The organism is Kitasatospora sp. NPDC056181 (assembly GCF_042266225.1).
Classification (GTDB): domain Bacteria; phylum Actinomycetota; class Actinomycetes; order Streptomycetales; family Streptomycetaceae; genus Kitasatospora.
This window is the reverse complement of record NZ_JBHJUK010000156.1, coordinates 1-18,831: the sequence shown is the minus strand read 5'-3', so window position 1 is coordinate 18,831 and position 18,831 is coordinate 1. Positions and strand designations below refer to the sequence as shown.

17 protein-coding genes are annotated in these 18,831 nt (G+C 74.3%); 12 read left to right on the top strand and 5 right to left on the bottom strand.

Translation table 11 applies throughout. From position 1 onward, the window contains the following. The 10 genes from ACFC1F_RS36765 to ACFC1F_RS36720 all read left to right on the top strand — a co-directional run. Positions 1-996 (top strand): DUF6271 family protein (locus ACFC1F_RS36765; protein ID WP_376165110.1); only part of this gene is annotated, 996 nt, incomplete at its 5' end. Positions 997-1,026: 30 nt separating this feature from the next. Continuing rightward, entirely contained in the window at positions 1,027-2,220 is a 1,194-nt protein-coding gene (locus tag ACFC1F_RS36760; protein ID WP_376165108.1) for a type III PLP-dependent enzyme, read from the top strand. Next, positions 2,221-2,904: a GNAT family N-acetyltransferase gene (locus ACFC1F_RS36755; protein WP_376165106.1), complete on the top strand. Its 684-nt coding sequence runs from the start codon at positions 2,221-2,223 to the stop codon at positions 2,902-2,904. Positions 2,905-2,909: 5 nt separating this feature from the next. Beyond that, entirely contained in the window at positions 2,910-4,310 is a 1,401-nt protein-coding gene (locus ACFC1F_RS36750; protein WP_376165104.1) for an MFS transporter, read from the top strand. Between the two features lie 168 nt (positions 4,311-4,478). Continuing rightward, entirely contained in the window at positions 4,479-4,835 is a 357-nt protein-coding gene (locus tag ACFC1F_RS36745) for a DUF6204 family protein (protein WP_376165102.1), read from the top strand. Positions 4,836-4,917: 82 nt separating this feature from the next. Beyond that, positions 4,918-5,412 (top strand): MarR family winged helix-turn-helix transcriptional regulator, encoded by a 495-nt coding sequence (locus tag ACFC1F_RS36740; RefSeq protein WP_376165100.1) that lies wholly within the window; start codon positions 4,918-4,920, stop codon positions 5,410-5,412. Positions 5,413-5,506: 94 nt separating this feature from the next. Beyond that, positions 5,507-6,091, top strand: coding sequence for a cysteine hydrolase family protein (locus ACFC1F_RS36735; protein ID WP_209410261.1), 585 nt, complete (start codon positions 5,507-5,509; stop codon positions 6,089-6,091). Continuing rightward, complete coding sequence (locus ACFC1F_RS36730; protein WP_376165097.1) at positions 6,088-6,993, top strand: GlxA family transcriptional regulator; 906 nt, start codon at positions 6,088-6,090, stop codon at positions 6,991-6,993. Before ACFC1F_RS36735 ends, ACFC1F_RS36730 begins: the two co-directional genes overlap by 4 nt. Positions 6,994-7,234: 241 nt before the next feature. Beyond that, positions 7,235-7,651, top strand: coding sequence for a hypothetical protein (locus ACFC1F_RS36725; protein WP_209410259.1), 417 nt, complete (start codon positions 7,235-7,237; stop codon positions 7,649-7,651). Further along, positions 7,648-10,155: a tetratricopeptide repeat protein gene (locus ACFC1F_RS36720; protein WP_376165095.1), complete on the top strand. Its 2,508-nt coding sequence runs from the start codon at positions 7,648-7,650 to the stop codon at positions 10,153-10,155. Before ACFC1F_RS36725 ends, ACFC1F_RS36720 begins: the two co-directional genes overlap by 4 nt. Here ACFC1F_RS36720 and ACFC1F_RS36715 read toward each other — a convergent pair. Beyond that, entirely contained in the window at positions 10,140-11,321 is a 1,182-nt protein-coding gene (locus ACFC1F_RS36715; protein WP_376165114.1) for an MFS transporter, read from the bottom strand. The genes ACFC1F_RS36720 and ACFC1F_RS36715 overlap by 16 nt on opposite strands. A gap of 146 nt (positions 11,322-11,467) precedes the next feature. Here ACFC1F_RS36715 and ACFC1F_RS36710 point away from each other — a divergent pair, with 146 nt between their 5' ends. Further along, positions 11,468-12,508: a helix-turn-helix domain-containing protein gene (locus tag ACFC1F_RS36710; RefSeq protein ID WP_376165093.1), complete on the top strand. Its 1,041-nt coding sequence runs from the start codon at positions 11,468-11,470 to the stop codon at positions 12,506-12,508. An 83-nt stretch (positions 12,509-12,591) separates the two neighbouring features. On the opposite strand, the gene ACFC1F_RS36705 is transcribed toward ACFC1F_RS36710, so the two are convergent. From ACFC1F_RS36705 to ACFC1F_RS36695, 3 genes are all read right to left on the bottom strand, one after another. Continuing rightward, on the bottom strand, positions 12,592-12,831 hold the full coding sequence (locus ACFC1F_RS36705) for a hypothetical protein (protein WP_376165091.1): 240 nt from the start codon (positions 12,829-12,831) through the stop codon (positions 12,592-12,594). A gap of 168 nt (positions 12,832-12,999) precedes the next feature. Continuing rightward, complete coding sequence (locus ACFC1F_RS36700; protein ID WP_376165089.1) at positions 13,000-14,334, bottom strand: diaminopimelate decarboxylase; 1,335 nt, start codon at positions 14,332-14,334, stop codon at positions 13,000-13,002. Positions 14,335-14,621: 287 nt separating this feature from the next. After that, entirely contained in the window at positions 14,622-16,271 is a 1,650-nt protein-coding gene (locus ACFC1F_RS36695) for a helix-turn-helix domain-containing protein (protein ID WP_376165087.1), read from the bottom strand. A gap of 600 nt (positions 16,272-16,871) precedes the next feature. Between ACFC1F_RS36695 and ACFC1F_RS36690 the strand changes: the two genes are divergently transcribed. Further along, positions 16,872-17,825, top strand: coding sequence for a polysaccharide deacetylase family protein (locus ACFC1F_RS36690; RefSeq protein ID WP_376165085.1), 954 nt, complete (start codon positions 16,872-16,874; stop codon positions 17,823-17,825). Here the strand turns inward: ACFC1F_RS36690 and ACFC1F_RS36685 are convergent. Continuing rightward, positions 17,752-18,690, bottom strand: a complete 939-nt coding sequence (locus tag ACFC1F_RS36685; protein WP_376165112.1) for a MerR family transcriptional regulator — start codon at positions 18,688-18,690, stop codon at positions 17,752-17,754. The two genes, ACFC1F_RS36690 and ACFC1F_RS36685, sit on opposite strands and share 74 nt — an antisense overlap. Positions 18,691-18,831 lie beyond the last annotated feature (141 nt).

Below are 18,831 nucleotides of genomic sequence, written 5' to 3'. Positions count from 1 at the left end.
ACCGCCCTCGGCTGCACCTCCGTCCACCGCCGGGACTCCGACAGCGCCTACCAACTCCACAACGGCGAACCGGTGTTCCCGATCCACCACGAACTTCTCTCACTCGGCAAACGAGCCGCCGACGCGATCCCCGGCGTCACGCACAACACGCTCGACCCGGTGCACGCCGAGAAGCCGGTCGCCCTGGTGGGCAGCTCCTTCGTCGGTGAACTCTCCGTCGACATCGGCGAGATCAGGGCACTCGACCCCGCCCTCCACTACGAGGTCGTGGGCCTCTGGGCGCCGACCGGGGCGTCGGAGGCGGAGAGGCGGGACCTGGTGGACGAATCGTTCACCGGCGCCGGCACCGAGCCGTTCACCGCCGACCGGTCGGTGCTGGACCTTCCGGACATCTGGCGGGTGGACATGTGCAACCTCGGCCTCGACCACGAGGTGTACGAGCGCGTCCCACTGCCGCCGGCGACGGACACCATCGGCAGCGACTACTTCCTCCTCCACGTGGTCCGCGACGCCACGCTCCCCGGCGTCGTCCACAACCGCAACATCGTGAACTACTACACCCCCGAGCGGCGGACCGGCCCCGGCTTCACCGCCTACCAGCTGCGGTTCATTAAGTTCCTGCTGTCGATGCTCTACCTCTACCCGGTCTACTCCGACATGGAGGAGGCGCTCGGCGACCTGCTGGACGAGGAGCACCGCGTCCGGGCAGACGTGATCCTCGACTCCGTCCGGCGCAGCACCGGCACCGACCGCGCCGAGAACCACCGCCGCCTGGACGTCCTCGACCGCAGCTACCGGCAACTCGGCGGGAAGTACGCCGAGTTCGCGGAGTACCTGGCACCCCGGCGCGAACGACTGCTGGACGAGGCACAGGCCGACGCCGACTCCTTCGCCCGGCTGATCGAGGCCTGGGGCCCGCTGGTCGAGGCCGCGCGCGTGACCGGAGCCCCCGCCGGACGAAGCGGCGCCGTCGACGGCCCGCACGAGTACCGGTAGCCGGGGCGAGCCGGAAGGAAGTCACTGACGATGCATCAGAACCAAGCCCTGCGCGCCGCCCTGGCGTCGGCCGACGACGACCGGATCTTCTACGACCTGGACGGGATCGCGGGCCAGTACGCGACACTGCTGGGCGAACTTCCCGGCATTGCCGTCCGGTTCGCCATGAAGGCGTGCCCGGTCGACGAGGTGCTCGCCCGCCTGGCCGAGCTGGGTGCCGGCTGCGACGCGGCCAGCCCGTACGAGATCGGGCAGGCGCTGCGGGCCGGCGTGCCGGCCGGGCGGATCCACTACGGCAACACCATCAAGTCCGACCGGAACATCGCCGAGGCCTACCGGCTCGGCGTCCGGGACTTCGCGACCGACAGCCTGGCGGACGTGGCGGCGCTGGCCGTCCACGCCCCCGGCGCCCGGGTGTTCTGCCGGCTCGCGACCACCGGCGAGGGGGCGCTCTGGGGTCTCAGCCGGAAGTTCGGCTGCTCGGCCGAGGACGCCGTCCTCGTCCTGGAGGCGGCACGGGCAGCGGGGCTGACCCCGTCCGGCCTCTCCGTCCACGTCGGCTCGCAGCAGATGACCTCCGGGGCCTGGCGGAGCGCGCTGGACGAACTGGCCGCCCTGATCGAGACCTTGAACGGCCGGGGAATCCTGCTGGACCACGTCAACCTGGGCGGCGGTCTGCCCGCCCTCGGTGTCCTCGACAAGCGGGGGCAGCCGCTGGACCCGCCGCTGGACAAGATGTTCGCCGTGATCCGGGAGGGCATGCAGCACCTGCGGGAGGTGTCGGCCTCACCGCTGGAGTTCCTGCTGGAGCCGGGCCGCCACCTGGTCGCCGACCACGGCGCCATCCGGGCCCACGTCTCCCGCCTGTCCGCGCGCCGGCAGCTCTCCGGGGAGCGGGAGCACTGGCTCTACCTGAGCTGCGGCAAGTTCAACGGCCTGTACGAGATGGACGAGTTGCAGTACCGGCTGGAGTTCCCCACGCACCCGGACGGGCACCGCGTCCACGCCGTCGTCGCAGGCCCGACCTGTGACAGCGACGACGCCTACGCCCACGAGGACGGCCTGGTCCGGGTGCCGGCCGCCGCGGCCTCGGGGGACCCGGTCTGGATCTTCTCCTGCGGCGCGTACGCCACGGCCTACACGACCCAGGGCTTCAACGGCTTCCAGCCGCTTCCGTACACCTGCATCCGCGGCGGCGACGCCTCGACGGGAGGTTCCGAGTAGATGTCCGACGAGATCCGCATCCGCCGGCTGGCCGCCGGCGACTGGGACGGTGTGGTCGCGCTGGAGGAGCGCGCCTACGCCGCGAGCGGCCTGTCCGAGGGCCGGGCCGCCCTGGAGTCCCGGGGCCGTGCCTCGCCCGGCTCGTGCTTCGCGCTGGAGTACCGGGGGCGGTTCGGCGGCTACCTGCTCGCCCTGCCGTACCCGCTGTACCGGTGCCCGGACCTGAGCCGGTCGGAGGATCAGGATCGGGAGCCGGAGCGGGAACAGGAACGGGTGCGGGAGCAGGTGCGGGAGCGGGAGCGGGAGCAGGTGCGGGCCGGGACGAACATGCACGCACACGACCTCGTCATCGCCGAGGAGTTGCGCGGCCGCGGGCTGGCCCCGCTGATGCTGGACCACCTCGCCGGGACCGCACGGGCCCAGGGGTACGCCACCATCTCGCTGGTGGCCGTCCGGGGCAGCGAGGTCCTCTGGGCCCCGCTCGGATACCGGGCCAACCCCGAGGTCGTGCTCCCGGAGAGTTACGGCGACCGCGCGCTCTACATGTCGATGCCCCTCGGGCCCCGCCCGGGGACGGCCCGCGCCGCCGCCCCCGTGACGGCCCCCGCCACCGTCCCGGCCGGGACCACCGGGCACACCAACGACCCGCTGGCCGGGTCACCACCGAGAGTCGAAGTGGGCTGATGCACATGTTCCGCGTTCGCGATGACTACCGCCGGGCACAACTGGCCATCGCCGCACTGTTCCTCTTCCTCGGCTTCCAGTACGCGACCTGGGTCTCCCGCCTTCCGGCGCTCCGTACCCGGCTCGACCTGAGCGAGGCCCGGATCGGCCTGCTGCTGATGGTCTGCGGCGTGGGCGCCGCCGTCTCCTTCCCGCTCGTCGCGGTCCTGATGAGGCGACTGGGCTCCCGCGTGCTGGCCTCCGTCTCGGCGCTGGCGCTCGGCGCCGTCCTGCTCGCCCTCTCCGTGGTGCCGAACTACCCGGTCGCCCTGCTGGTCCTGTTCTGCGACGGCGTCGCCGTCGGCTGCCTGAACGTCGCGATGAACGCGCAGGGCGCGGCGCTGGAGGTCCGGTTCGAGCGGACCTCCATGTCCCGGCTGCACGCGACGTTCAGCGGCGGTTCGCTGCTGGCCGCGCTGCTCGCCTCGGGCGTCAACGCGTTCACCACGACACTCGCCGTCCACTTCGGCCTGGCGACCGTGCTGCTGGTCCTGGTGCTCGGCCTCGCCCAGCCGGGACTGCTCCGCGAGGAGCGGCCCGCGGGGGAGACCGCCGGGGCATCCACGGGGGAATCCGCGCAGGGCTCGGCACACGACACCGCGCAGGACACCGCGGACAAGCCTGCGGAGGATACGGAGGATGCGGAGGGTGCGGAGGGTGCGGAGGAGAAGCGCCGCAGGTTCTCCCTCCCCTCCCGGGTGACGATCTGGATGGGCCTCGCCATGGTGTTCGGCACCGTCACCGAGGGTGCGATGAACGACTGGTCGGCGCTCTACCTCAAGGACGTCGTGCATGCCGCGCCGTCGCTGGCGCCGATGGGCATCGCGGTCGTCTCGGTGATGATGGTGCTGGCCCGGATCTTCGCCGACGGCTGGCGCACCCGCATCGGCGACGGCCGGATCGTGCGGGCCGGCAGCGTGCTGGCCGGGGCCGGCCTGGCGCTCGCCCTGCTGGTCGGCGGCCTGGTGCCGACGCTCATCGGCTTCGCCTGCGTCGGCGTGGGCATCGCCGCCGTGACCCCCTGCGTGTACGTGGCGGCGGCGCGGCAGGGCTCCGACGCGCTGTCCCTGGTCGCCGCCATGGGCACCACCGGCCTGCTGGCCGGCCCGGCCGTGATCGGCTTCATCGCCAACGCCGGCAGCCTGACCTGGGGCATGGGCGCGGTCGCCGCCTCGGCGGTGATCGTCTCGCTCTGCGCCACCCAGATCCGCTGGCCCGCGGTCAAGGACTCGACGCTCAAGGACTCGACGGCCAAGCACTCGACGACCAAGGACTCCACGACCAAGGAAGCCGCGGTCGACGAGGCAAAGGTCAACGAGGCTACGGCCGAGCAGCCCGCGGTCACGGAAGCCCTCACCGAGGCCTGAACCGTCCGCCCCGCCCGACGGGCCCCGCCCCCGCCCGATGGGCCTCGCCGGGCGGGCCTCGCCGGGCGGGGCCCATCCGCCGAGGCCCACCCGGCGGAGCCCATCGGCATCCCCGGTCGGCCCGAAACGCGCTGGAAGCACCCCCGCCCCGCTGGCTAGGGTCGGGGGATGACCACTCGTACCTTCCGCATCATGGTCCGCGGCGTCTTCGACGGACTCACCGCCGACCAGCGCGCCGAACTCGACGCCCGCGCCGACGAGCACAGCATCCTGCGCGCGGCCTTCACCCCCGAGGGCCACCTCAGCTACGACCTCACCGCGCGTGCCGCCTTCACCTTCCGCTTCCTCGACTCCGGCGAGGCGGAGGAGGACGTCCTGGACGCGACCGAACGCGCCGAGGAGGCCGCGAAGGCCTGGCTCGCCGGGCACGGCTACGGCTACAAGAACCTCCGCTCGCAGGCCGAGGACCTCTCCCAGGCCGCACTCGGCAAGCGGCAGCGCCGCGCCGCCGCCCGCACCGACTGACCTCGTTCCCCCACCCCCTCCCCCTCCGCCGTCCTTGACTGCTCAGCCCGCTGATATGGTTGAGTAGTCAAGGAGGTGGCAAGTGAGTGAGACCCTGGACGCGTCCCTGCGCCTGCTGCGCGCACAGGCAGCGCTGGTGAAGCGGTTCGACGCGGCCCTGAGCGGCCTGCACGGCGTGAGCCTGGCCGACTTCACCCTGCTGCTCCGCCTCGGGCAGGCCCCCGGCGGCCGGCTGCGCCGGGTCGACCTCGCCGAAACGCTCGGCCTGACCGCCTCCGGCGTCACCCGCGGACTGGCGCCGCTGGAGCGGATCGGTCTGGTGACACGCGAGTCGGACGCGCGGGACGCCCGGGTCGCCTACGCCTCGCTCACCGCCACCGGCCGCGAGCGGCTCAGCGACATGCTCACCACCGCCCGCCAGGTCGCCGACGAGGTGTTCGCCGCACCGCGGTGGAGCCCGCAGGACGTCGCCCTGCTCTCCGAGCTGACCACCCGCCTCGGCGGCACCGGCCTCGACGGCACCCGCCCCGACAGCCGCCCCGGCGGCAGCGGCCGCGCCGGAACCCCGCGCCCGTAGCCACGCCGAGCCCCTCCTCACCCTGACCGGATCGTTCCGCTCCCGGCCCCGATGGTGTCTTCAGGCGCGCGTCCGTACCGGCCATGATCGAGGCATGAACAGCGCACTCGTCGTCATCGACGTCCAGGAGTCCTTCCGCCAACGGGAGAACTGGGCGGCCGTGTCCAACCCCGACATCGTCGCCCAGGTGAACCGCCTGGTCGAGTACACCCGTGCCAACGGCGACCTCGTCGTCTGGGTCCTGCACGCCGAACCGGGCACCGGCAACCTCTTCGACCCCGCCGTCGGACACGTCCGCCTGATCGAGGGCCTCACCCCCGCCGCCGACGAGCCCGTCATCACCAAGACCTCGCACAACGCCTTCACCACCACCAACCTCCAGCAGCTGTTCACCGAGCGTGGCATCCGCGAGGTGGTCGTCAGCGGCATCCGCACCGAGCAGTGCTGCGAGACCACCACCCGGGTCGCCGCCGACCTCGGGTACCAGGTCGTCTTCGTCACCGACGCGACCGCCACCCACCCCATCGAGCACCGCGACGCCCCGCCCGGGCGCAGCCTGGAGGAGATCCTCGCCGACCCGCGCACGCTCTCCACGGACGAGATCGTCTCCCGCACCGAGTACGCTCTGGCCGGGCGGTTCGCCCGGGTCACCAGCGTCGAGGAGCTGACCGGATCGTGACACGTGTCGTCTTCCTGCTCGTGCCGCAGCTGCACCTGCTCGACCTCGCCGGGCCCGCCCAGGTCTTCTCCACCGCGGCCGACCACGGCCTCGGGTACGAGATCGGGTACGTGGCCGAGCAGGAGGACGTCCCCACCGCCCAGGGCCTCGCGCTCCGGGCCTCCACCACGTGGCCGGAGCTGACCGCCGACGACCTGCTCGTCATCCCCGGCTGGCGTTCCCCCGTCCTGCGGGCCAACGGCGAACTGACATCGGCCACCCTGGCCCGCCTGGCCGCGCACCACGCGGCGGGCGGCACGGTCGCCAGCGTCTGCGCGGGCGCCGACGCCCTCGGCCGCGCCGGGCTGCTGGACGGCCGCCGCTGTACCACCCACCACGACGTGCAGGACGAACTCGCCCTGCGCCACCCGCGGGCGACCGTCGTCCGCGACGTGCTGTACGTGGTGGACGACCGCGTGGTCACCTCGGCCGGCATCGCCAGCGGCATCGACCTCGCCCTGCACCTCGTCGCCGTCCGGCACGGTCCCGCGGCGGCGGCCCGGATCGCCCGCGACATGGTCGTCTACGCCCGGCGCAACGGCGACGAGCAGCAGACCAGCGCCATGCTCCGGCACCGCGCCCACCTGGTCGACGCCGTGCACCGGGTGCAGGACCTCATCGACGCCCGCTTCACCACCCGGCTCGGCCTCACCGACCTCGCCGCGGCCTCCGGCGTCAGCGAGCGGACCCTCACCCGCCACTTCACCGAGGCCACCGGGCTCACTCCGCTCCGCTACCAGCAGGAACTCCGCGTCGAGCGCGCCGAACACCTCATCGCCCACGGCGCCACCGCCGAATCCGCCGCCCGGGCCGTCGGTTTCCAGGACGCCCGGATGCTCCGCCGCCTCCGCGCCCGCGGCTGACACGCCGACGACCCTGCACCCCTGCGCCCCACCACCTCCGGAGCCCCCGCGCCCGTCCCGCCCCAGCCCCCGGCCCCGGCCCCGGCCCCCGACCCCAGCCCCCAGCCCCCAGCCCCCAGCCCCCGGCACCCGGCACCCGCCCGAGCCGGTCGGGCGGCATCCCCCGACCGGCTCCCCGATTCCGTCCGACGGTGCGAGAATGCACACGACACCAGGTCAACCACACACCGGGGCGGATCCTTTGAGCGCAGAGATCGCCGAACTCCTGACCCAGGCCGGCCCGTACCTGACGGGCGCCCTCGGCGCCTACGGCACCGCCGTCCTCACCCGCGCCGAGGACGCCGCCGCCGACGCGACCGCCAACGCCGGCCGACGCCTGCTCCAACGCGTCTGGCGCCGCGGCGACGCCGCCCAACGCGCCGAACTGGAAGCGGTGGTCGTGGATGCGGAGGAGGATCCGGACGCCGTCGCCTCGGCGCTGCGCCTCCACCTCCGGCGCGCCCTCCGCGAGGACCCCGAACTCCGCCGCGACCTCGCCGAACTCGTCGCCGCCCAGCCGGCAACCACGATCAACATCACCGCCAGCGGCGAACGTTCGATCGCGGCCCACACCATCCGCACCGCCATCACCGGCGACGGGCACCGCACCGACTCGTGACCGGCCCCACCCCAGCGTCCAGCCCCACCCCGGCGACCTACCCCACCCCGGCGACCGCCACCGCCACGGGCCCGCGCTCGATCGCCGCCGGGTCCATCGGCACCGCCATCACCGGCAACGTCGTCCTGGCCGCCGACGCGCTCACCTCCGCCCGCGACACACCGGCCCCGCCCGGCACCAACAACCTCGGCCCGCGACCGCTCTGCGTCGGCCGCGAGGACGAACTCGCCTGGCTGCGGCGCGTGCTGGCCGCCGACGGCAGCTCCGCCGTCACGCAGGCGCCGGCGGTCCACGGGCTCGGCGGCATCGGCAAGACGACCCTCGCGCTGCACTACGCCCACTGCCACCGCGGCGACTACGCCCTCACCTGGTGGGTCAACGCCGAGTCCCCGGCCCGCCTGGAACAGTCCCTCACCGCGCTGACCGCACGGCTCGCCCCCAGCTGGGCCGCCGGGGCCACCGAGCCGGAACAGGTCTCCTGGGCTCTCAACTGGCTCCAATGGCACCATGGTTGGCTCGTCATCCTGGACAACGCCGAGGACCCTCGCGACCTGCACCCCTACCTCGGCTCGCTCACCGGCGGACACCTCCTCATCACCACCCGCCGCGCCGTCGGCTGGCCACGCGGCATCCCCACCCGCGCGCTCGGCACCCTCGCCCCGGACGAGGCCGCCACCCTCCTCTGCGACCACGCCCTCCAGGGCGCCCCGCCCACCCCGCGCCAACTCCTGGACGCCCGAGCCCTCGCGGCCGACCTCGGGCACCTCCCGCTCGCCCTGGACCAGGCCGGTGCCTACCTGGCGCAGAACCGCACGATCTCCATCGAGGCGTACCGGCGCAGGCTGGGCACCAAGCTCGACAAGGCCGCCGAAGGCATCGACGCCGAGCGGACCATCGCACGCGTCTGGACCCAGACCCTCGCGACGCTCACCACCCGCGACCCCCTCGCGATCACCGTCCTGCGCACGCTCGCCTGGCTCGCCCCCGACGACGTCCCCGTCTCCCTGCTCCAGCAGCTGGACGACGGGGACGACTCCCTCGCCGAGGCCCTGGGCACCCTCGGCAGCTACAGCATGGTCGCCCTCACCCCCGACAGCGTCTCCCTCCACCGCCTCCTCCAGACGGTCCTGCGCGGCTCCGGCGGCAACCCCGGCCGCTCCCGGGCCGAACACGTCCTCACCGCCGCGTTCGACGCCCTCCCCGAGCCGCCCGAGTACCTCCCGGCCCCCGCCTGGGACGCCCTCGTCCCCCACCTCATCGCTCTCGCCGCCACCACCCCGCCCGACCACCACGACGATCCGGCCGCCGAGCACTACGGCACCGCCGCGCGGTACCTCAACCGCCGCGGCCACAACGCCCGCACCATCGCCCTGCGCGAAGCCCATCTCGCACACCACGAGCGGACCTTGGGGAACACGCACCCCGACACCCTGCTCGTCCGGGGCGACCTCGCCTACGCCTACGAGGTCGCCGGCGACCTCGCACGCGCCATCGCCCTGTCCGAAGCCGTCCTCACCCAGCACGAACAGACGCTCGGCGACACCGACCCCCGCACCCTGATCGCCCGCACCGACCTCGCCTACGCCTACCGGACGGCGGGCAACCTCGCGCGCGCCATCCCCCTCCTCCGGACGACCCTCGCCCAACGCGAACAGGCCCTCGGTGACACCCACCCCCAGACCCTGAACAGCCGCACCGACCTCGCCCACGCGTACCGGATGGCAGGCAACCTCGAACGCGCCACCGCCCTGTACGAATCGATCCTCGCCCAGCGCGGACAAACCCTCGGTGAGACCCACCCCCAGACCCTGAACAGCCGCAGCGACCTCGCCTACGTCCACCGGGCCGCGGGCAACCTCGCGCGCGCCATCCCCCTCTTCCGGACGACCCTCGCCCAACGCGAACAGACCCTCGGCGACACCCACCGCGACACGCTGAGCAGCCGCAACGACCTCGCCCAGGCCTACCAGGCAGCGGGCGACGTCGAGCGCGCCACCGCCCTGTTCGAGGCGACCCTCGCCCAACGCGCGCAGGTCCTCGGCGACTCCCACCCCGACACCCTGCGCAGCCGCGAGAACCTCGCCTACGCCTACGCCGCGGCGGGCGACACCGAGCGCGCCACCGCCCTGTTCGAAGCCACCCTCGCCCAACACGAACAGGTCCTCGGCGACTCCCACCCCGACACCCTGCGCAGCCGCAACAGCCTCGCCTACGCCTACCGGAGTGCGGGCGACCTCGAACGCGCCACCGCCCTCTACGAAACGACCCTCGCCCAACGCGAGCAGGTCCTCGGCGACACCCACCCGGACACCCTCAACGGCCGCAGCGACCTCGCCCACGCCTACCAACTCGCCGGAGACCTCGAACGCGCCATCCCCCTCTACGAAACCACCCTCACCCAACGCGAACAGACCCTCGGCCACACCCACCCCGACACCGAGCGCAGCCGCCGGTACCTCACCCGGGCCCGCGCCGCACTCGCCAGGCGTCATCGCCGCCGTTGAGCCGCCCCACCGCGTCCCACGTGCCACCCCAGCACCACCCCCGCCAGCCCCACCAGCACCCCGCACACGCCGAGCCACCCCGCCCCGCCGCCTCCGCCGCAGGCCCCGTACACCCGGGCACCCGCCGTGGAGCCGATGCTCCCGCCGATGTACGCGCACGTCATGTACGCCGTGTTCAGCCGGCTGCGCGCCTCCCCCGGCAGCGTGTAGATCCGCACCTGGTTGGCGACCATCCCCGACTGCATGCCGACGTCGAGCAGCAGCGTCCCCGCCACCAGCGCCGTCAGTCCCACCGCACCGCCGAGTGCGCCCAGGGCCAGTACGCCGCCGGCCCCCACGACCGCCACCAGGCAGACCAGGTTCACCGTGTCCGACCCCAGCCGGTCCACCCACCGGCCCGCGACCGGCGTGCAGAACATCGTCGCGGCGTTGACGAGGGCGAGCGCCCCCACCGCCCCGGCGCCCAGCCCGTACGCCGGCCCGGTGAGCAGCAGGGCGACGCCCGTCCAGACCGCCGAGAAGCCCGCGAACACCGCCGCCTGGTACGCGGCCGAGCGCCGCAGCTCCGGTTCGCGCCGCAGCAGCCGCAGCGGTTCCGCCAGCAGCGCCGGGTACCGGTCGCCGGACGGCGGAACGGTCGTCGGCACCACCCGTGCCACCACGACCGCCGCGACGCCCGTCAGCACCGCCGCCCCGGCGTAGACGGCCCGCCAGCCCGCCCCCTCACCGACGACCCCGCCCAGCACCCGGGAGAGCAGCATCCCCCCGAGCGACCCGCTGAGCAGCGTGCCGCCGACCACCCCGCGCCGCCGCGCGTCCACCAGCCCGGCGGCCATCGGCCCCACCACCGGGGCGGCCACCGTCGTCACGCCGACGACCGCGCTCGCACCCACGAGCACCGGCAGTGAGGGCGCCACCGCGGCCGCGAGCAGGGCGACGCCGCTCGCGCCCAGCAGCGCCACGAGCAGCGTCCTCGCCCGGACGCGGTCCCCCAGGGGCACCACCAGGAAGATCCCGGCCGCGTAGCCGACCTGGACCGCCGTCACGACCGCCGAGGCCGAGTCGGCCGACACCCCGAAGCCCTCGCCCACCAGCGGCACGAGCGCCTGCGGGAAGTACACGTTGCCGACGGCGACCCCGCACACCACCGCCAGCACCCACACCAGCGCCGTGCCCCGGCCGTCGGCCCCCGCCGCGGGGCGAGCCGTGCAGGGGTCGGGCGCACTCCGTCGTCCACCGATCTGTTCCACTGTCACGCGGCGAAGTCCACGGCACTGCCGACCGGTTGCCAACCGATGTAGCGTTCCGCTTAATGATCAGCATCCTCCTCGACGTCGAGGACCTGGCCGACACCCGGTTCGCCATCTCACCGCTCCAGGAGGCGATGGGCAGCCTCTGGGTGCTGCGCGACCCGGGCCGGTACCCGCTGCACCGGCCGTGGGCCCGGTCGGTGCTCGGCCGGCTCGATCCGCGGGACACCCGGCTGCTGCTCGCGCTGGTCGGCGAAAGCCTCGCACTGCCCGACTTCCTGACGCCGCGGCCGAGGAGCGCGGCCCCGACCGTGGAGGAGGAGCTGGCGACCGTCCGCCGTACGCCCGCGTACGTGGTCCACCGCGACCTGCTGGCGGCGCACGCGCCCGGGCGGGTGCCCGCCGCCCTGCGCGCCGCGACGGAGCCCGGGACGGCCGCTGCCGCACTCGGCCTCCTGGAGACGCTCTGCGAACTCCTCCAGCGCTACTGGGATCTCGCCTTCCGGCCGGTCTGGCCGCAGATGCGGCTGGTACTGGAGGCCGACATCACCTACCGCGCACGCCAGTTGGCCGGCGGCGGGGCACGGCGGCTCTTCTCCGACCTGCACCCGAACGTCCGCTGGCACGACGGCGGGCTGCACATCCACCGGGTGAGCCTCCGGCACCAGGTCGCCGCGGCCGGGCGGGGGTTACCGCTCATGCCCTCGCTGTTCGCGTACAAGCCCGTCTCACCGATGGACCCGGGCGAGCCGCCGATGCTGGCCTATCCGAGCCGGGGCATCGCCACGCTGTGGACCCCGGCCGGCGAGGCGCCGACCGGGGGAGCACCGGCCGGCCCGGGACCCGGTGGGGGACCGGACACCGGCTCCGCACTCGCCGGCCTGATCGGCGCCGCCCGGGCCCGGCTGCTCCGGCTCCTCGGCGAGCCGTCGACCACGGCCGAGCTCGCCCGCCGCTGCGCGGTGACACCGAGCGCCGTCTCCCAGCACCTGCGCGCGCTGCACGCGGCGGGCCTGGTCACCCGGACGCGCGACGGCAGGCACGTGCTCTACCACCGCAGCCCGCTCGGCGACCAGCTCACCACCCACCGGCCCGCCCGGTGACTGCCCGGGGCCCGATGCCGGTGACTTCGGCCGGCTCTCGTTGCGGCCCACACCGCCCTCGTGCCGCCTCGTGCCCGCAGACCCTAGCGCCGCCGGCAGCGGGTTCCCCCGCAGGGCGCCGGTCGGCGCTGCAGCAGACCCATCGCGACGCCGCCGGCGCCCGCGAGCAGTTCCAGCACTGTGGTGGTGGGGACCTTGGCCACGGTCATGGCCGAGGCGAGGACCAGGATGACGACCAGCACGACCTGGTCGGCCGGCCGGAATCGGCGGCCCAGCGGCGCAGGGGCGGACGGCGGAGTCGGACGGTGGTGCGAACGAGTCATGACGGCCCTCGGGTGTTCGGGTGGCGGAATCGGCACCGCCAGGCAGTGGGCGGCAGGCCGCGAACGGCGGCGGATGCCGGAGGGACAGGCCGCGAACGGCGGCGGATGCCGGAGGGACAGGCCGCGAACGGCGGCGGATGCCGGTGGGGGGACGACCCCGGGGCGGGCTCACCCGCCGGTGCGGCCCAGCAGGTCCGCCACGGTCTGCGCGCGGCGCAGCGTTGCGAAGCGCACGGTCCCGTCGGCCGCCACGGTGGCCCCGTGCACGGCGGGCTCCAGCAGGCTGTTGTAGGAGAAGGGGGTGGAGGTGTAGTAGGCCCCGGTGTCCAGCAGCGCGACCAGGTCCCCCGGCTCCAGCATCGGCAGCGGCCGGGCCTCGGCGACCAGGTCCCCGGCGAAGCAGGCCGGGCCGGCCACGTCCTGCTCGACCGGCTCCCCGTGCTTCGCCGCCCCGGTGGCGTCGTGCGCGGTGACCCGAATCGGCCAGGAGTCCGGTGCGAAGACCGTCCGGGTGGCCACCTGCACCCCGGCGAAGGTGATCGCGATCGCCCGCCCGCCGGAGGTCTTGGTGTACTCCACGTAGGCGGCGGTGAAGCCGTTCTTGGCCAGCACGGAACGGCCGAACTCGGTCACCAGCTGGAACTCGCCGGAGAACAGGTCGGGCGCGTGCGCCCGCAGCCGCTCGACGTACTCCTGATAGCCGGAGGTCGCCCGGTCGTCGGCGAAGTTGACCGGCAGGCCGCCGCCGATGTCCAGGCCCACCACCTGACGGCGGCCCAGCTCGCTGTTGATCTTCCGGGCGAGGGCGACGGTCGCGGCGACCCCCTGCGCCATCAGGTCCAGCGGGCAGCCCTGGCTGCCGACGTGGCAGTGCAGCCAGGTGAGCCAGGGCCGGTCCCGGAAGGCCTCGACCAGCCGCTCGGTGTTGCCGTCGTCGGCCGGCGCGATGCCGAACTTGGAGGTCGCGGTGGCGGTGCTCATCGCCCCGATGACGCCGGCGCCTGTCTGCGGGTTGACCCGCACCCCGATCCTGGACCGGGTCGGCCGGGCCTGCAGGGTCGGCCGGGTCGTCAGCAGTTCGTCGATCCGGGCCAGTTCCTGCCAGCTGTCGACGTTGACCGCCACCCCGAGCTCCAGTGCCTGCGCCAGTTCGCGGCGGGTCTTGGCCGGGGAGTCGAAGACGATCTGCGCGGGCTCGAACCCGGCCGCGAGCGCCTGGGCGAACTCACCGGGGCTGGCCACCTCGCAGCCCATTCCCAGGCCGCGCAGCCGCGCCAGCACCGGGACCAGGCTGTTGGCCTTGGCCGCGAACGCGTGCAGCACCTCGACCGAGCCGGGGAAGGCGCGGTGCAGCGAGTCGACGGTCGCCGCCACGGCGTCCAGGTCGAGGAAGCCCGCGAGTTGCGCGTTCTCGGGGTCCAGCAGCCCGTCGCGGACCGCCGCGCGGAGGATGAGCTCACGCCGCTCGGGGCTGTGCAGGGCCGTCAGCTGATGGTTCGCCATGGGGCGGACTCCGTCCGGTCGTCTCGGTCGCACGGCCACGGGTGATCCGGTGTGCCGTACGACCAGACTGCCCGCCGGCCGGTGAGCACGTCTTCATCCCGCGACCCGGGTTTCCGGGGGCGCGTTCGCGCCCGCCGACGACGGGCCGGGGCGGCAGCCGCCCGCTCGTGCGGCGTGCCGAGGACCGGCGGGCGGTTACGTGCCGCCGGGTGCGGCGCTGCCGCGCCCCGCCCGTCTTCGTGCCGCACGACGAAGGAACGGCGCCGTCCTCGCGCGGGACGACGAACTCAGCCCTCGTCGGCCACCGCGCGTCTGAGCAACAGCAGTTGGAGCCTCGCCAGCAGCCGGGCGTCGGCATCGTCCAGGTCGATGCCGCTCTCCCGTACCACCGTGTGGTCCAGGCGGTAGGCGAAGGTGGCGCCGGGCACGCCCAGGGCCTTCGCAGCCTTGGCCTTCTCCCCCGGTTGGTCCAGGAAGGCGTCCAGGGTCTCGACCAGCGGCACGTCGCCTTTGCGCGTGGACGTCAGCAGCCGGGTGACCGGTGTCTCCACCGGCAGTTGTCCCGCAGCCCGCAGCGCGTCCGCGAAGTGCAGCAGCGCCACGGCGTCGGCGACCTCCTCGACCCGGGCGAAGTCCTGCGGCTTGCGGCCGAACAGCAGGCCGCCCAGCGCCAGGTCGGCCGTCCGGCGGGAGTCGGGCGCCCCGTCGAGGCGCTCCTGCACCTCGCCGATGCCGACCCGCACCCGCAGCCCCAGCTGCCGCGCCAACTCGCCGGCCAGCGACTTGGCGAGCAGCCTCACCTGCTCCCGGGCCTGGGCCGGGTCCTTCGCCAGCCCGCCCAGCAGCACCAGGACGCCCCTGCCCGAGGGCACCACCACCGACACCTCGCCACGCCCGGCGCAGTGCCGGAACGCCGCCTCGACCAGCCGGCCGCGCGCCTGGACGTCCTGCGGGCCGCCCGATCCGGCGCCGACCGACAGCACCGCGCACCGCTGCGCCATCGGCAGCCCGGTCCGCGCCGCCAGGAGTTCGGCGGACCCCTGGCCGTCGAGCAGCACCCGGACCGCCTCCAGCAGCAGCTGGTCCTGCCCTTCCCGGCGCGCCCGGTCGTGCAGCAGATGGGCGGCGGCCGCCCGCGCCGCGGCGCGCAGGGCCTCGCGGTTGGCCGGCGTGTCCAGGGGCCGGTTCCCCTCCGCCGCCACCCAGATCGAGCCCAGCGGGATGCCGCCCGCCCGGACCAGCACGATCAGCCGCTCGGGGGCCTCTCCCTGGGCCTTGCGGTAGAGCACCTTGTCCGAGCGCAGCAGGTCGCGGTCGAAGCCGGCGTTCCTCATGTCGTCGCGCCGGCTCGCCGGCGGCTTCTGACCCAGGATGGTCCAGATCCGGACCCAGTCCACGTCCTGGCCGACGGGTGAGTAGGCGAGCACGTTGAAAGCCATGTCCTCGATCGTCACCGAGCCGCCGACCTGGAGCGCGATCGTCTTGGCCAGCCCGGGCAGGTCACCCAGCGGCACACCGGCGATCCTCGGCTCCGGCTCCACCGACAGCCCCGCGTGCAGGATCCCGATCACGGTCGGCCAGTCGGTCCACCGGCTGCGGAAGAGCACGGCCGTCCCCGCCTCGGCGGCGGCGCCGGCCAGCGCCTCGTTCCCGGAGCCCGTCTCCACCGGGCGGAACAGCACCCCCGCCACGCCCGCCTCCCCCGCCCTGCGGACCAGGGCGACCGCCTCCTCGGTGTGCGGATCGACCCCGACCGCGACGAGCAGGTCGCCCTGCGACGCCGGCGGCTCCAGCTCGTCGAGCACGACCAGCCGGCTCACCGGCCGGTCCACGGCCCCTGCCGCGAAACCCGGTACGACGAAGTCTCCCGCCCGCGTCAGCAGGCTCAGCAGGGTCTGCCTCGACCCGGGCCGATCCGCCTGCTCCCCCTCGGACATGGGCAGCACCTCCCCAGGGCGCCTGCGCCACAACCGACCCTGCGTCAACTCGGGCCAGGCATCCCACGATTCGCACAGCGTAGTGCCGCTCCCGGACCGCGGACACGCTTTGCGGGAACCGACCGCCCCGGCAGACAGCCGTCCGCCCGGCCGATCGCCGACGACCCAGCGCTCGCCGGACGCGGGGCGAGCGCAGGACGGCCTACGAGTTCATCAACCAGTGGACGGGCCTGTGCCTGTCGGTGGACCCGGCCACCGCCTCCACCGCCGGCGGCAAGGTGACCCAGGACGCCTGCCCGGCGTAGCGGCCGGGCCCGCAGGCGGCCGGCTTCTGCCGCCGGCCTTCCGGGCGCGACGGGTCCGGCCGGTCCGACGGAGGTCGGACCGGCCGGACGGCCCGGTAGCCCCGGCCGCAGCGCGCCGCCACTGGTCGTGCCGCTGCCGGTACGGATCCTCCGCCTCCACCGGCCGCGGCAGCGACGGCCGCCCGGTCCGCAACTCCTCTGCGGCGTCCCTCCGTTCGCCCACGCGGCGGACCTCGGTCCGGCCGGTGCACGAAAATGCCGCGCACAACCCGGTCCCGCCGTGAACACTGCCCCCATGGACATTCCCGCTCCCGCCCTGTCGAGCGAGTTGCTCGGCTTCGCCGCCGACGCCCGGGTGCTGATCCTCAACTGCGACGACTTCGGCCTGGACGAGGACGTCAACGCCGCCGTGGTCGAGTGCGTCGAGCAGGGCGTCGCCAGCTCGTGCAGCGTGATGGTGCCCGCCCCGGCGGCGGCGGGTGCGCTGCAACTCCTGCGCGAGCGGCCGGAGATGCCCTTCGGCGTCCACCTGACGCTGGTCTGCGAGACGCCCCGCCGCCGCTGGGGGCCGGTGGCCCCGAGGGCCTCGGTCCCCTCGCTGCTGGACGAGGCCGGCGAGCTGTTCGCGCCGACGCCGGCCGGACGGGCCCGGCTGCTCGCCGGTGCCCGGACGGAGGAGGTCGAGCGTGAGTTCCGGGCCCAGATCGACGCCGTGTCCGACGCCGGACTCCACCCGACCCACCTCGACTTCCACTGCCTCGCCGACGCCGGCCGCGACGACCTCCTGGACCTCACCCTCGCCCTGGGCGCCGAGTACGGCCTGGCCGTCCGGGTCTGGCTGGCGCCCGGCCTCCGCACGGCCCGCCTCCGCGGCCTGCCGGTGGTCGACCACGGGTTCCTCGACAGCTTCTCGCTGCCCCTGGACGACAAGGCCGCCCACTACGCCCGCCTGCTCGCCGAACTCCCGCCCGGCCTCAGCGAATGGGCCGTCCACCCCGGCACCGGTGGACCGGACTCCCGCGCCACCGACGACGGTTGGCGCGTCCGCCGCGGCGACTACGAGTTCCTCACCTCGGGCCGGGCCCGTGAGCTGCTCGCCGAACACGGCATCACCGTGATCGACTACCGCCCGCTGCAAGCCCTCTGGCCCGGGCCCGCACAGGAAGCCGCCCTCCTCACCGCGCTCGCAGCGCCCGGACCACCCAGTCCAGAGCCTCCGCCGAACTCTCCGGCGCCGACCAGCCGTTGACCACCGCGAGCAGCCGCAGGTACCGCTCCCGCCGCGGGTCGGCCATCCGCTCCAACCGCGCCACCAGACCATCCACCCCGTCCACCCCGTCCACCCCGTCCACCGGCCGGACGCACCGCCGCACCATCGCGCCGACGATCTCCGCCGCCCGCGGGGAGCCTGGCCCGACCCCCTCCGCCACCGCCGGGCCGGCCAACTCCCGGACCACTGCCGCCAGATCGCGCCGCACGACCTGACCGCCCGCACCTGCCGGACCATTCGCGGCCGCCCGCCCGGCCACCTCGTCCTCGACCAGGCGGCGCAGCACGGAGCGGAACTCCGTGTCGCGCGACAACTCGGCCAACTCCAGCCACGCCACGACCTGTTCCGCCGTCGCATCGTCCGGCAGCTCGGGCGTCAGCGAGCGCCGGACCCCGGCGAGCCCGCCGTCCTCCCCGAACACCTCGTCCAGGAACTCCCCGATCAACCGGTGCCGTTCGTCCTCCGAGAGCTTCGCCAACCGGTGCATCAGATGCGTCTCCTCCTCGGTAGCCCCGCGCTGCGCCACCGCCGTCAGCACCGCCCGCCGCAGCCGCAGCACCCGGATCTGCACCCCCAGCGCATCGGCGTGCGCGGCGGCGGCCTCCGGCAGCGAGCGCTCCCGTTCCACCACCTGCCGGATCGCCGGCAGCCCGAGCCCGAGCTCGCGCAGTGTCCGTACCAGGTCCAGGCGTGCGACCGCGTCGACGTCGTACCGGCGGTGGCCTGCCGGGTTGCGGTCGGCCGGCGCCACCAGCCCCTGGTCGGAGTAGAACCGGACGGTCTTCACCGTCAGCCCGGTCCGCCGCGCCAGATCGCCGATCGAGTACAAGCTGTCGTCGTACAAGCTGTCGCCGTACGAGGTGTCGCCGTCCATGCCCACACTCTGCCGCCTCCCCCTACGGGAGGTGCAAGGGGAGCCGCGCGGGGAGCCGCCTGCTCGTCCTCGCCCTCGGTGTCGATGTGCGGCAGCACCCTGTCCAGCCAC